Source organism: Lysobacter antibioticus (assembly GCF_000731095.1).
In the GTDB taxonomy this organism is placed as follows: Bacteria; Pseudomonadota; Gammaproteobacteria; order Xanthomonadales; family Xanthomonadaceae; genus Lysobacter; species Lysobacter antibioticus_B.
Genome location: NZ_JMTZ01000168.1, coordinates 20506 through 33584, shown reverse-complemented (window position 1 = coordinate 33584; position 13079 = coordinate 20506). Strand labels below are relative to the sequence as shown.

General features: G+C 69.0%; 9 protein-coding genes. 6 read left to right on the top strand and 3 right to left on the bottom strand.

Translation table 11 applies throughout. From position 1 onward, the window contains the following. Positions 1-192: 192 nt before the first annotated feature. Positions 193-1989 (bottom strand): M4 family metallopeptidase, encoded by a 1797-nt coding sequence (locus EX88_RS0123305; protein WP_081931402.1) that lies wholly within the window; start codon positions 1987-1989, stop codon positions 193-195. Between the two features lie 650 nt (positions 1990-2639). Here EX88_RS0123305 and EX88_RS0123300 point away from each other — a divergent pair. The 5 genes from EX88_RS0123300 to EX88_RS0123280 are packed head-to-tail and all read left to right on the top strand — an operon-like array spanning position 2640 to position 9589. Continuing rightward, entirely contained in the window at positions 2640-3914 is a 1275-nt protein-coding gene (locus tag EX88_RS0123300; RefSeq protein ID WP_031374376.1) for an NAD(P)/FAD-dependent oxidoreductase, read from the top strand. A 32-nt stretch (positions 3915-3946) separates the two neighbouring features. After that, on the top strand, positions 3947-5329 hold the full coding sequence (gene gorA / locus EX88_RS0123295; protein WP_031374375.1) for a glutathione-disulfide reductase: 1383 nt from the start codon (positions 3947-3949) through the stop codon (positions 5327-5329). A gap of 60 nt (positions 5330-5389) precedes the next feature. Continuing rightward, entirely contained in the window at positions 5390-7519 is a 2130-nt protein-coding gene (locus tag EX88_RS0123290; RefSeq protein ID WP_051885477.1) for a S9 family peptidase, read from the top strand. Positions 7520-7529: 10 nt separating this feature from the next. Then, positions 7530-8336, top strand: coding sequence for an N-formylglutamate deformylase (gene hutG / locus EX88_RS0123285; RefSeq protein ID WP_031374373.1), 807 nt, complete (start codon positions 7530-7532; stop codon positions 8334-8336). After that, positions 8333-9589: a winged helix-turn-helix domain-containing protein gene (locus EX88_RS0123280; protein WP_031374372.1), complete on the top strand. Its 1257-nt coding sequence runs from the start codon at positions 8333-8335 to the stop codon at positions 9587-9589. The genes hutG and EX88_RS0123280 overlap by 4 nt, the downstream gene beginning before the upstream one ends. A gap of 37 nt (positions 9590-9626) precedes the next feature. Here the strand turns inward: EX88_RS0123280 and EX88_RS0123275 are convergent, their stop codons facing one another. Continuing rightward, on the bottom strand, positions 9627-10025 hold the full coding sequence (locus tag EX88_RS0123275) for a hypothetical protein (RefSeq protein ID WP_031374371.1): 399 nt from the start codon (positions 10023-10025) through the stop codon (positions 9627-9629). A gap of 467 nt (positions 10026-10492) precedes the next feature. Beyond that, entirely contained in the window at positions 10493-12412 is a 1920-nt protein-coding gene (parE, locus tag EX88_RS0123270; RefSeq protein ID WP_031374370.1) for a DNA topoisomerase IV subunit B, read from the bottom strand. 332 nt (positions 12413-12744) lie between these two features. Here parE and EX88_RS26690 point away from each other — a divergent pair, with 332 nt between their 5' ends. Continuing rightward, positions 12745-12972, top strand: a complete 228-nt coding sequence (locus EX88_RS26690) for a hypothetical protein (RefSeq protein WP_031374369.1) — start codon at positions 12745-12747, stop codon at positions 12970-12972. The last annotated feature ends 107 nt before the right edge of the window (positions 12973-13079 follow it).

The following is a 13079-nucleotide window of genomic DNA, read 5'->3' as shown; positions in this document are numbered from 1 at the left end:
CCGCTTCGATCGATGACGACGGCGATGCCATCGCTGCGCATCCCGCGGTCGCGGCTCACGCCGCTCCTACAGGGAAGGTGGCAGTCCAAAGGGGAAGGTGTCGCCGTCCGAATAGGGATTCGCCACCCCGCAACGAAGACAGGCCGCCCGAAGGCGGCCTGTCGATACGCTCGATTCATCCAGACCGCAGGTTTAGTTCACCGAGACCGCGCTCCAGGCGCGGGCGACGGCCTTGTACTCGTTCGAGGTGTTGCCGTAGAGATCGGTCGCGGCCTGCAGGGTGGCGGTGCGGGCCTGCGGGTAGGTGGTGCTGGAGACGAAGTAACGGGTCAGCGCGCGGTACCAGATCGCGCCGGCCTTGGCGCGGCCGATGCCGGCGATGGCGGTGTCGCCGTTGCAGACCAGTTGCGAGGGGGTGTAGTTGAAGCCGGCCGGCTTCACCGCGCCCTCGGCGAGCAGATAGAAGAAGCGGTTGCCCACGCCCGAGCTCAGGTGCGGGTCGTACTTGCCGTTCTGGCCGGTCTGCGAGGCGGTGAAGCCGCCGACGGGATAGCACGAGAACGAGCGGCCGTCGGCGTCTTGCTTGAACATCAGGCGCAGCGCCTTGGTGTCGCCAGGGTTGTTGATGTAGACCTCTTCGCCCAACAAATAATCGCCCGGGTCGTTGGCGTTGCCGACGCTGAATTCGACCAGGGTGCCGAAGATGTCGGAGGTGGCTTCGTTGAGGCCGCCGCTGTCCTTGATGTTGTAGTAGCCCAGGCGCGCGGTGGCGCCGGTCACGCCGTGGGCCATTTCGTGGCCGGCGACGTCGAGCGCGACCAGCGGGCGATAGGTCACGCCGTCGCCGTCGCCGTAGACCATCGCGCTGCCGGTCCAGTAGGCGTTGACCAGGTTGGTCGGGCCGTAGTGGACATAACTCTTCACGCCCTGGCCGTTGTTGAAGATGCCGCTGCGGCCGTGCACGTTCTTGAAGTAGTCGAAGGTGGCGGCGACGCCGTAATGGGCGTCGGCCGCGGCCGAGGCGCGGTCGGAGGTGGTGTTGTTGCCCCAGACGTTGTCGCTGTCGTTGAAGGCGACCGCGCCCGAGGTGCCGGACTGGTTGCGCGCATCCAGGGTCTGGCCGTTGCCGCGGGTCGGGTCGGTCAGGGTGTAGCCGCCGCTGATCGAATTGCTGACCAGGCCGACGTTGCCCAGGGTCAGGGTCTTGCCGGTGCCGTTGGCGGCGGCGGAATGGACGCGGTCGTCTTCCTGCAGCAGCTTGCCGGTGGCGGCGTCGAGGTAGTAGCTGATCAGGCCCGGCGCCGGGTCGTTGCGGCGCTCGCCGGTGACGTCGACTTGGTAGGCCAGGGTCGGCTCGGTGCCGCGGGCGAAGATCACCAGGGCGGCCGGCGTCATCGCCGTGACCGTGCCGTCGAATGCGGCGCCGGCTTCGACCTTGGCCTGTTCGGCGCTGATCTTCGGCTCGATCGCGGGGCGCCCGAAGCTGCGCATGTTGTCGCCCTGGCTGATCGACTTCAGCTCGCCGTTGCGCGAATGCACGACCAGGTCGCCGCCGACCACGGGCAGGCCGCGATAGGTGCGTTCCATGCGCACGTGCTCGGTGCCGTCGCGGTCGATCATGACGTCGCGGGCGACGAAACCATCGGCCTTGGCGCGATGTACTTCATCGGCGGCGACGGTCTCCAGCAGGCCGCGCGCGCGTTGCGCAGCTGGCGAAGCGGCGGCCTGTTCGGGCGAGGTCGAAGCGGCGAGGAGGTCGCTGCCCGGGCGCGCGCCGACGGCGAGCTGGCTCGGTGCCTGCGCCACATGCGGCGTGGCGACGCGGGTGGCGGCGACGGCAGCGGCGTGGGCGGTCGTGGCGGCGGCCGCAGGCGCGGTGGCGGGCGCGGCGGCAAGCGTGGTCGAACCCGAGCTCGACAGGGACACAGTCGCCAGGACGGCGATGGCGCCGACGATGGCGGTGCTCAATACGGCGGTCTTCAGTTGCATGGGTGAATCCCCTAATGAAGGTAACGGTCGTGTTTTGTGAGGTGCTGTCATTGCTTTTTCGCAGCCTCCGGCGGCGCCCTTCGTCGGCTGAGACGAGGGACGTTCGGCTTGGAGGGATCGGCCTGCCCGATGTGCGGCGGTGGCGTCTGCATGAGTCGGACGGTGGGCCTGGAGTGACGTTAGGCTGCCGGCCCGCTGTGCTTGAATGAAAAATCGGTGCGAGCGGTCACGTAACGGCGAGGCGCATTTCGCGCTTGGTCACAGAACCGGCGCGATGGGCCAAAACGCAACCGGAGCGGTGGCGGATTTCCGGCTCGATGCGCAGCGGCGGCGGTGTCGGCGCCTCGCTGCGCTGCGCTGCGGCCGAGCATGCGCTGCTGTAGGGGATCGGCCCGGCAATGCGGTCGGCATCGATGGATCGCAGCCTTCCGTTCGCTGTGCAGCCGCCTCAACCGAGGCGCAACGAGGCGCCGCCCGCCCCAAGCCGCAAAACCGGCGGCGCTCGCCGCGGCCCAGTCTTAGTACTATGCGGAACGTGCCGAGCGGTTCCCGGCGGCACCCGGGGCCGCGGCGGCAGCGCTGCGGCCCGGCCACGCGACAACGAACCGGACTGGCTGACAGGGCAAATGCGCGAAGCACAGGTGGGTGGGGTGGAACAGCGGACGGCCGCCACGGGCGGCGAAGACGTGATCGTGATCGGCGCGGGCGTGATCGGCCTGACCTGCGCCCTTGCCCTGCTGGAAAGCGGACGCTCGGTGCGGGTCATCGACGCCGGACGCATCGGCGGCGGCAGCTCGCACGGCAATTGCGGCACCATCACTCCGAGCCATGCGACGCCGCTGGCCGCGCCGGGCGTGATCGCCCAGGCCCTGCGCTGGATGCTGACCCCGGATGCGCCGCTGTACGTGCATCCCAAGCTCGATCCGCAGTTGTGGGGCTGGCTGTTGCGCTTCGCCGCGCGCTGCAACGACCGCGATTGGCGGGCCAGCGCACAGGCCAAGTCGGCCTTACTCAACGATTCGCGCGAACGCCTGGAAAGCTGGGTCGGGCGCTACGGCCTGGTGTGCGAATTCGACACCGCCGGCGTCGACTACGTGTTCCGCGACGCCAAGGCCTTCGCCAGCGGCCAGCTCGAACTCGATCTGCTGCGCGAGTTCGGCATCGGCGTGAGCCTGCTGGACGGCGCCGCCTACGAGGCGCAGGACCCGGCCTTCAAGCCCGGGGTCGCCGGCGCGATCCGTTTCGACCACGACGCCGTGCTGCGGCCCGACCGTTACGTCGCCGAGCTCGCGCGTACCGTGCGCGAGCACGGCGGCCGTTTCACCGAGCAATGCGCGCTGCGCGACTTGCGTCGCGAGGGTGCGCACATCGAACTCGACACCAGCCTGGGCCTGCTGCGCGCACGCGACGTGGTCGTCGCGGTCGGCGCCTGGACGCCGAAGCTGTCCGACGCCATCGGCCTGCCGTCGCTGCAGCGCGCGATGCAGCCGGGCAAGGGCTATTCGATCACTTACGACCGCCCGCCGTTGATGCCGCGCCGGCCGGTGGTGCTGCGCGAGCGCAAGGTCTGCGTGACCATGTGGGACAGCGGGTTCCGCCTTGGCAGCACCATGGAATTCTCCGGCTACGACGAGAGCCTCAACCCGCGCCGGCTGGCGGCCCTGGAACGCGGCGCCGCCGAGTACCTGCACCATCCGGTCGGCCCGGTCGAACGCGAGCGTTGGTACGGCTGGCGGCCGATGAGCGTCGACGACGTGCCGCTGATCGGCCGCGTGCCCGCTTGCGAAGGGCTGTGGCTGGCGACCGGCCACGGCATGATGGGGGTGAGCATGAGCGCGGGCACCGGCCAACTCGTCGCCGACCTGATTGCCGGGCGCGAGACCGCGATCGATCCGCATCCCTATCGACCGGAGCGCTTCGCATGAGCAGGCCCCATGAAAGCGCGCCCTCCGAAAGCATGCCCCTCGAAGCCGACGACAGCCGCACCCACTTCGACCTGATCGTGATCGGCGGCGGTTCCGGCGGCCTCGCCGGCGCCTTCCGCGCGGCCGAGCACGGCGCACGCGTGGCCTTGCTCGAGCCTTCGCTGCTCGGTGGCACCTGCGTCAACGTCGGCTGCGTGCCGAAGAAAGCCATGTGGCTGGCCGCCGACATCGCCGGCAAGCTGCGCATGGCGCAGTCGCTGGGGTTCTCGATCGACGCCGATCCGAAACGGCCCTGCGCGCTCGACTGGCCGACCTTCATCGTCCACCGCCAGCGCTATATCGCCAACATCCACGAAAGTTATCGGCGCCGCCTCGATGCCTCCGGCATCGTGGTGTTGCCGATGCGCGCGCAGTTGCTCGACGCCAATACGGTGGAGTGCGAGAACGGCGCGCGCCTGAGCGCGCCGCGCATCCTGATCGCCACCGGCGGCCACGCGGTCAAGCCGCAGATCCCGGGCGCCGAACTGGGCACGACCTCGGACGATTTCTTCCAGTGGTGCGCCGCGCCCGAGCGCGTCGCCATCGTCGGCGCGGGTTATATCGCGGTCGAGCTCGCCGGTCTGCTGCAGGCGCTCGGCAGCCAGGTAGAATTGTTCGTGCGCGGCACGCGCCTGCTCGAAGCTTTCGACGCCGAACTGACCACCCAGCTGGCCGAGGACTACCGCCAGAACGGCGTGCGCCTGCATTTCGGCCACGCGGTCGCGGCGCTCGAAGCCGACGGTGCGCGCGTGCGCCTGCGCGGCGCCGACGGTGCGCTCAGCGAGGCCTTCGACCAGGTGTTGTTCGCGACCGGACGCCGGCCCAACAGCGAGCGCATCGGGCTCGACCGGGTCGGCGTGGCGCTGGATGCGCGCGGCCACGTCGTCGTCGACGACCTGCATGCGACCAATGTCGCGAATCTGTACGCGGTCGGCGACGTCACCACCGACGCCCAACTGACCCCGGTCGCGATCGCCGCCGCGCGCCGGCTTATGGACCGCGTCTATGGTGGCCGCGAGGGCCGGCTCGACCAGAACGACATCCCGACCGTGGTGTTCGCGCACCCGCCGATCGGCCGGGTCGGCCTGACCGAGGACGAGGCGCGGGCACGACATGGTGACAACCTGCACATCTATCGCGCCGGGTTTCGGCCGATGCTGTACGCCCTGGCCGAGTCGCCGCAGCGCAGCCTGTTCAAGCTGATCTGCGTCGGCCAGGAGCGCCGCGTGGTCGGCATCCATCTGCTCGGCGAGGCCGCCGACGAGATGCTGCAAGGCTTCGCGGTCGCGCTCAAGCGCGGCATCACTCTCGACGACCTGCGCGACACGGTCGCCATCCATCCGACCAGCGCCGAGGAAGTGGTGCTGATGCGCTAACGTCCCGGCGACCGTCGCCGCGTAGCGCGCGCCAGGCAGGCGATCCGAGCAGGGGCAGCGATGAATCAGGGCAAGGGACGTCATTGGATCAAGGCCGGCGCGATCGGCGTTGCGCTCTCGTGGGGCACGATCGCCGCGGCGGTCGCCGCGCCCGCAGAGCCGGCGATGGACATCGCCGACCTGCTCAGCGTGCCGCGGCCCGACCAGATGATCGGCGCGAGCGATGCGCCGGTGCTGGCCTGGGTGTCGAACGATCAAGGCGTGCGCAATGTCTGGGTGGCGCGCGCGCCCGGCTTCGCGCCCCACAAGCTCACCGCATACGACGAGGACGACGGCCAGGCCATCGGCCCTCTGCAGCTCAGCCACGACGGCCGCTGGCTGGCCTACGTGCGCGGCAGCGGGCCGGACGCGGCCGGCAACAACAGCAATCCGACCAGCGATCCCGATGGCCAGGAGCAGGCGGTGTGGGTCGTCGCCAGCGACGGTTCCGGCAAGCCGCAACGCATCGGCTCCGGCCGCGGCATGCAATTTGCGCCGCAGGGCGACGCGCTGTTGGTGCAGGGGCGCATGCTCGGTTGCTACGCGGTGCCCGGGGGCAAAGCGCCGCAGTGGTGCAAGGAAGCCCTGATCAAGACCCGCGGCAGCAACAGTGCGGCGGCGTTCTCGCCGGACGGCAAGTTCCTGAGTTTCACCAGCGACCGCGGCGACCACAGCTTCATCGGCGTGCTCGACCTGGCCGCGCGCACGGTGCGCTGGATGGGCGCGGACTTCAATCGCGACAGCAATCCGGCCTGGTCGCCGGACGGCCGCCGCATCGCCTTCCTGCGCATGGCCGCCGCGCGCAACGGCGAGCAGTTCGACCTGACCCGCGCCAACGTGTTCGAGATCTGGGTCGCCGATGCCGCCACGGGCCAGGCCAAGCGCGTGTTCCGTTCCAACGATCACGCCGGCGGTTATGCCCAGTTCGCCGAGACCGACCCGCTGCAGTGGAGCCGCGACAACCGCCTGGTGTTCAGCTCCGAACAGAGCGGTTGGCTGCATTGGTATGCACTGTCGCCCGACGGCGGCGAGCCGGTCGCTCTGAGCCGCGGCGAATGCGAAGCCGAAACCAGCGTGCTGGCCGAGGACGGCGGCTTCTTCTTCAGCGGCAACTGCGCCGAACTCGATTACCGGCAGATGTTCGCGGTCGACGCCAAGGGCGCCGCGCAGAAACTGTTGACCGGCAAGCACGAGATCGCGACCGAGCCGGTCGCGGTCGCCGGCGGGCAGTGGTTGGCCTTCCGTCATGCCGATGCGCGCCGGCCCAGCGCGATCGCGGTGATGCCGCGCAGCGGCGGCGAAGTGCGGCGGATCTTCCCGGCGCAGTTGCCGGCGCGTTTTCCGATCGATCGCCTGGTCGAGCCCAAGACGCTGAGCCTGCGCGCCAGCGACGGCGTGGTCTCGCATGCCACCGTGTTCGAGCCGCCGGCCTCGTTCAAGGGCAAGCGCCCGGCGCTGGTCTACGTGCACGGCGGCCCGGTCCGGCAGATGCTGCCGGGCTGGCATTACGGCAGCTATTACTACGCCGACTACGCCAGCAATCAGTGGCTGGCGAGCCAAGGCTTCGTGGTGCTGGCCTTGAATTTCCGCGCCGGCACCAATTACGGCCAGGCCTTTCGCCGCGCCGAGAAACAAGGGCCGCGCGGCTTCAGCGAGTATCAGGACGTGCTGGCCGCACACGCCTATCTGGCCAAGCGCGACGACGTCGATGCGCGCAGGATCGGCATCTACGGCGGCTCCTACGGCGGCTTCCTGACCGCCTCGGCCCTGGCGCGCAATTCGGACCTGTTCGCGGCCGGGCTCGATCGCCACGGCGTCCACGATTGGCGCGAGAGCGCCAAGGGCGGCGACAACAGCGGCCTGTGGGGGCTGGGGCCGGACGAGCTGGAGCTGGCCTGGCAATCCTCGCCGATGGCGCACGTCGACAGTTGGCGTTCGCCGGTGCTGTTCGTGCACGGCGACGACGACCGCGCGGTGAAATTCGCCCAGAGCGTCGACCTGGTCGAGCGCCTGCGCGCGCGCGGCGTGCCGGTCGAGACCCTGGTCCTGCCCGACGAGGATCATTTCTTCCTGCGCCACGCGACCTGGCTTCAGGTCCATCGCAGTACCATGGACTTCTTCCGCCGGCAGCTGAAGCCCGGCGCCGATTGAGTCCGAACGCATGACGCCGCACCCGACCGAACCCGTCTACCGACTGCACCGCGGCACCGCGCCCTTGCTGATCAGCCTGCCGCACGACGGCGCGCTGATCCCCGACGCGCTGGCCGCGCGCATGGTCGAATCGGCGCGGCGCGCGCCGGACACCGACTGGCACGTGTCGCGCCTGTACGCGCTCGCCCGCGCGTTCGGCGCCTCGATCATCGTGCCGAGCTATTCGCGCTATGTGGTCGATCTGAACCGTCCGCCCGACGACACCTCGCTGTATCCCGGACAGAACACCACCGGCCTGTGTCCGGCGGTGCAGTTCAGCGGCGAAGCGGTGTATCTCGAGGGCCAGGCACCGACTCCGGAGGAAGTCGCCGAGCGCGTCGAACTGTACTGGCGCCCGTATCACGACACCCTGGTCGGCGAGCTCGACCGCATCCGCGGCGAGCACGGCCGTGCGGTGCTGTGGGAAGGTCATTCGATCCGCGGCGAAGTGCCGTTCCTGTTCGAGGGCCGCCTGCCGGACCTCAACCTCGGCACCGCCGCCGGCAAGAGCTGCCTGCCCGAACTGCAGGCGCGGCTCGAACGCATCCTGGGCGCGCAGAGCGACTACGAGTGGGTCGCCAACGGCCGCTTCAAGGGCGGCTACATCACCCGCCACTACGGCGACCCCGAGATCGGCGTGCAGGCGGTGCAGTTGGAGATCAGCCAGCGCAACTACATGGACGAGGCCTCGTTCGCCTACGACGAAAGCAAGGCGGTGCGCCTGCAGGTCGTGATCGAGGCCTTGCTGCGCGCGACCCTGGACGCGGACGACGCATGACCCAGGCGCCTGCGGCGCCGCGGCTGACCGTGGGTCAGGCGCGCGCCTTGCATCTGGCCGCACAAGGCCTGCTGGCCCGGCCGCGCCGGCGCGCGCGCCGGCCCGATCTGCTCGCCGCGATCGAGCGCATGCAGTTGCTGCAGATCGACACCATCCACGTGGTCGCGCGCAGCCCCTACCTGGTGTTGTTTTCGCGGGTGGGCGGTTATCGCGCGCGCTGGCTGGAAGAGTTGTTGGCCGAGCGCGAGATCTTCGAAGTCTGGGCCCACGAAGCCTGCTTCGCGCCGATGAGCGACTACTTGTTGCATCGCAATGGTTTGCCGCAACGCGCGCATCACTGGGCGATCCGCAGCGCCCAGCGTCATCGCCAGAGCAGCGGCGCCAAGATCGACCGCCTGCTCGGACACATCCGCGAGCTCGGCGCGGTCAAGTCTTCGGACTTCGAACGCGAGGCGGGCTCCGCCGGCGGCGGTTGGTGGGGCTGGAAAGAAGAGAAGCGCTGGCTCGAAGCCGGCTTCGCCCTCGGCGAGCTGATGGTCGCGCGGCGCGACAATTTCCATCGCGTTTACGACCTGGCCGAACGCGTCGCCGGCGTAGCCGTGCCGGGTTGGGACAGCACGCCGATCGAGGCCGCGACGGTGCGGCGCGACACCATCCTGAAGTCGGTGCGCGCGCTCGGCATCGCCCAGGCGCGCTGGATCGCCGATTACTACCGCTTGCGTCCGCGCCTGCGCGATGCCGACCTGACCGAACTGGTCGAGGCCGGCGACTTGCTGCGGGTCGAGGTCAAGGGTTGGCAGTCGCCGGGCTATGTCCATCGCGATCACGCCGACTCGCTCGCGCTGGCCGCAGGCGGGCGGCTGCGCGCGACCCACTCGACCTTGCTGTCGCCGTTCGATCCGGTGGTCTGGGATCGCGAACGCGCCAGCGAATTGTTCGGCTTCGACTACACCCTGGAGTGCTACACGCCGGAGCCGAAGCGGCGCTACGGCTATTTCGTCCTGCCGATCCTGGCGCGCGGGCGCCTGGTCGGGCGGCTCGACGCGAAAGCGCATCGCGCGCACGGCGAGTTCGAGGTCAAGGCCTTGTATCTCGAAGAGGACGTCGTCGCCGACGAAGCGCTTGCCGCGGACATCGCCCGCGCGATCGACGACTGTGCGCGCTGGCACGAGACGCCGGCGGTGCGATTGACGCGGTGCCGGCCGGCGGCGTTCGCCAAACCGCTCAAGGCGGCGTTGGCGGCCTTGGCCTGAGCCGCAGGCGTCGGTGCCAGGCAGAGACCGCGACGGCTTAACCTGAGCGCTGCACGATCACCACGCAGGCCGCGACCAGGCCGAGCAGGGGGATCAGGTTCAACACCAGCGCCGGCACCGCGATGCTGTGGCGTTCGCGGCGGAACAGGGCGACGATCGCGAGCAGGCTGCCGAACAGCCAGCTCGCTGCGGTGAACAGGATCGCGCGGCCGGTGCAGTGCAGGCTCCAGGTGCCGCACTTGTCGTCCGGGGTCAGGCCGAACACGAACAGCCAGGCCAGGACCGGGCCGAGCAACAGGGCGAACCAGGCCAGCACGCCGAACAAACGCGGCCGCGCGTACTCGACGCCGGCGTCGGGAAAGGCTTCGGCCAGCGTTTCGGCGTAGGCATCGGCATCGCGCTCGCTCAAGGCGCTTTCGGCGCGTTCAACGGCCATGGCGCGGTCCCTCCGCAAGGCGCCTGCCAAGGGCGGGCCGGTAGCGATGATCGGGGCGTCCTTCCATTTCGAACTCCTTGCCCATCGATGCGCTCAAGTTGCCGCAAGCCGCGGCATGGCCGCGTGATGCCGGAGAGAACGCCGCAAGGCGCTTGTTGCGAAAAAGAAACGGGCCACAAAGAAACGCGCCGCGGGCGGGGTGGAACTCCCTAAGACGAACGCAGTCTCGGGCGAAGACCGTCCAAGACCGACGCCGCGGCAAGCTGGCGGCGCCCGAAAAAAGCCGCACGAGGCGGCGGGGATTCTTTAGAAACGCCGCACAAGACGGCAGCCAATCCGCAGGAGACACGCCGCACTAGGTGGCAGCCAGTCCTTAAAAAGAACGCCGCACAAGGCGGCAGCCAGTCCTCAAGAGAAACGCCGCACAAGGCGGCGTTTCGTTTCTGACCCGTGACGGAGGGCGAGATTCAGACTTCCAGCGTCGCCAGGTCGCCCTTGGTTTCCAGCCAGGACTTGCGGTCGCTGGCGCGCTTCTTGGCCAGCAGCATGTCCATCAGCGAATGGGTCTGGGCGTTGTCGTCGATGGTCAGCTGGACCAGGCGGCGGGTGTCGGGGTGGATGGTCGACTCGCGCAACTGCGAGGCGTTCATCTCGCCCAGGCCCTTGAAGCGGGTGACGTTGACCGCGCCGCTGAGGCCCTTCTTGCGGTCGCCTTTTTCGCGCTCGATCTTTTCCAGGAGGATGCGTTTTTCCTCCTCGTCGAGGGCGTAGAACACGGTCTTGCCCACGTCGACGCGGAACAGCGGCGGCATCGCCACGAAGATGTGGCCGCTGGCGACCAACGCCGGGAAGTGGCGCAGGAACAGGGCGCTGAGCAGGGTGGCGATGTGCAGGCCGTCGGAGTCGGCGTCGGCGAGGATCACGACCTTGCCGTAGCGCAGGCCGCTGATGTCTTCCTTGCCGGGGTCGCAACCGATCGCGACCGCCAGGTCGTGCACTTCCTGCGAACCCAGCACGCTGCCGGAGGCGACTTCCCAAGTGTTGAGGATCTTGCCGCGCAGCGGCAGGATCGCCTGGAAGTCCTTGTCGCGGGCCTGGCGCGCGCTGCCGCCGGCCGAATCGCCTTCCACCAGGAACAGCTCGGTGCGCGAGAGGTCCTGCGAGCTGCAGTCGGCGAGCTTGCCGGGCAGGGCCGGGCCCTGGGTGATCTTCTTGCGGGTGATCTGCTTTTCGGTCTTCAGGCGCGCGGCGGCGCGCTCGATGGCGAGTTGGGCGATGCGCTCGCCCAATTCCGTGTGTTGGTTCAGCCACAGCGAGAACGCGTCGTGGGCGGCGCCCTCGACGAAGCCGGCGGCCTGGCGCGAGGACAGGCGTTCCTTGGTCTGGCCGCTGAACTGCGGGTCGGTCATCTTGATGCTGAGCACGAAGGCGACCCGGTCCCAGACGTCTTCCGGGGCCAGCTTGACGCCGCGCGGCAGCAGGTTGCGGAAGTCGCAGAACTCGCGCAGCGCGTCGGTGAAGCCGGTGCGCAGGCCGTTGACGTGGGTGCCGTGCTGGGCGGTCGGGATCAGGTTGACGTAGCTTTCCTGGACCAGCTCGCCGTCGGGCACCCAGGCCACCGCCCAGTCGACCACTTCGGTGTCTTTCTTGAGCTGGCCGACGAACAGGTCCGGCGGCAGCAGTTCGCGCTGCGGCTGGCCCTCGCGCAGCTCGCCCGACAGGTAGTCGCGCAGGCCGTCTTCGTAGTACCACTCGATACGCTCGCCGCTGGCCTCGTCGAACAGCTTGACGTTGAGGCCCGGGCACAGCACCGCCTTGGCGCGCAGCACGTGCTTGATCGAGCGCAGGTTGAACTTGGGCGTGTCGAAATACTTCGCGTCGGGCCAGAAGCGCACGCGGGTGCCGGTGTTCTTCTTGCCGACCGAGTTGACCACTTCCAGCGGGGTGGCGCGGTCGCCGTTCTGGAAGGTCATGCGGTATTCGTTGCCGTCGCGCTTGATGTGCACTTCGACCAGCTTGGACAGCGCATTGACCACGCTCACGCCGACGCCGTGCAGGCCGCCGGAGAAGGTGTAGTTCTTGTTGCTGAACTTGCCGCCCGCGTGCAGGCGCGTAAGGATCAGCTCGACGCCGGGGATGCCTTCCTCGGGGTGGATGTCGACCGGCATGCCGCGGCCGTCGTCGGAGACCTCGCAACTGCCGTCGGCGTGCAGGGTGACCTCGATGCTGCGGGCGTGGCCGGCCAGCGCCTCGTCGACCGCGTTGTCGATGACCTCCTGCGCCAGATGGTTCGGGCGGGTGGTGTCGGTGTACATGCCCGGGCGTCGTTTGACGGGGTCCAGCCCGGAGAGGACTTCGATGTCGGCGGCGTTATAGCGACTGCTCATTAACTGAAGGGCGTGGCCGTGGTGTTCGGAGCGGCGAGAATGGCGACGGCGGGCTAGGTGGTCAAGCCGCACGACGTGAAGAGTGGTCAAGAAGCTTGGCCCACGTGCGTCTCGCCCGGCGAGACCGGCTGAGACGGCGGCCCGGCCTGCTCGAGCGGACGCCGCGGCGGCGAGGCGGGGCGGGTTGATATCGGTCGATTCAGCCACCAGCATGGGGGTAGGGGTTAGGGTCCGCCGCGTCGCTCTGGGAAGCGGTGCGCCGAACGGCTCATCGCCCACGACACACGGCGCAGCCCGACGCGCCGGTCCCCATTCCGTCAGGAGGCCACACCATGAACATCCGCAAGCTCGTGCTCCCCGCCGCCATCGCCGCTGCCCTGGCCATGCTGGCCGCGCCTGCCGCCTTCGCGCAGCAGGACCCGCAGGCCGACGCCAAGAAGGCCGAAGAGGCCAAGAAAGCCGAGGATGCGAAGAAGGCCGAGGCGCAGAAGAAGGCCAAGGCCGACAAGAAGCAGTCCGGCGACCGCGGCGTCGAGCCGGAGGAAGAGGGCGACAAGTAAGTCTTCGCCGATCTCCGGTTCCGTTGCGAAAACCCAGCGCCCCGGCCTTGCCGGGGCGTTTTCTTTGTGAGCCTCGTGCCGAGGGCTGCCGGCTGCGTGCCTCGAAT

Excerpts from the sequence above, each read along its gene's own strand:
- EX88_RS0123305 (WP_081931402.1), bottom strand. The coding sequence starts at position 1,989 with ATGCAACTGAAGACCGCCGTATTGAGCACCGCCATCGTCGGCGCCATC.
- gorA (WP_031374375.1), top strand. The coding sequence starts at position 3,947 with ATGCCCCTCGAAGCCGACGACAGCCGCACCCACTTCGACCTGATCGTG.
- EX88_RS0123290 (WP_051885477.1), top strand. The coding sequence starts at position 5,390 with ATGAATCAGGGCAAGGGACGTCATTGGATCAAGGCCGGCGCGATCGGC.
- hutG (WP_031374373.1), top strand. The coding sequence starts at position 7,530 with ATGACGCCGCACCCGACCGAACCCGTCTACCGACTGCACCGCGGCACC.
- EX88_RS0123280 (WP_031374372.1), top strand. The coding sequence starts at position 8,333 with ATGACCCAGGCGCCTGCGGCGCCGCGGCTGACCGTGGGTCAGGCGCGC.
- EX88_RS0123275 (WP_031374371.1), bottom strand. The coding sequence starts at position 10,025 with ATGGCCGTTGAACGCGCCGAAAGCGCCTTGAGCGAGCGCGATGCCGAT.
- parE (WP_031374370.1), bottom strand. The coding sequence starts at position 12,412 with ATGAGCAGTCGCTATAACGCCGCCGACATCGAAGTCCTCTCCGGGCTG.
- EX88_RS26690 (WP_031374369.1), top strand. The coding sequence starts at position 12,745 with ATGAACATCCGCAAGCTCGTGCTCCCCGCCGCCATCGCCGCTGCCCTG.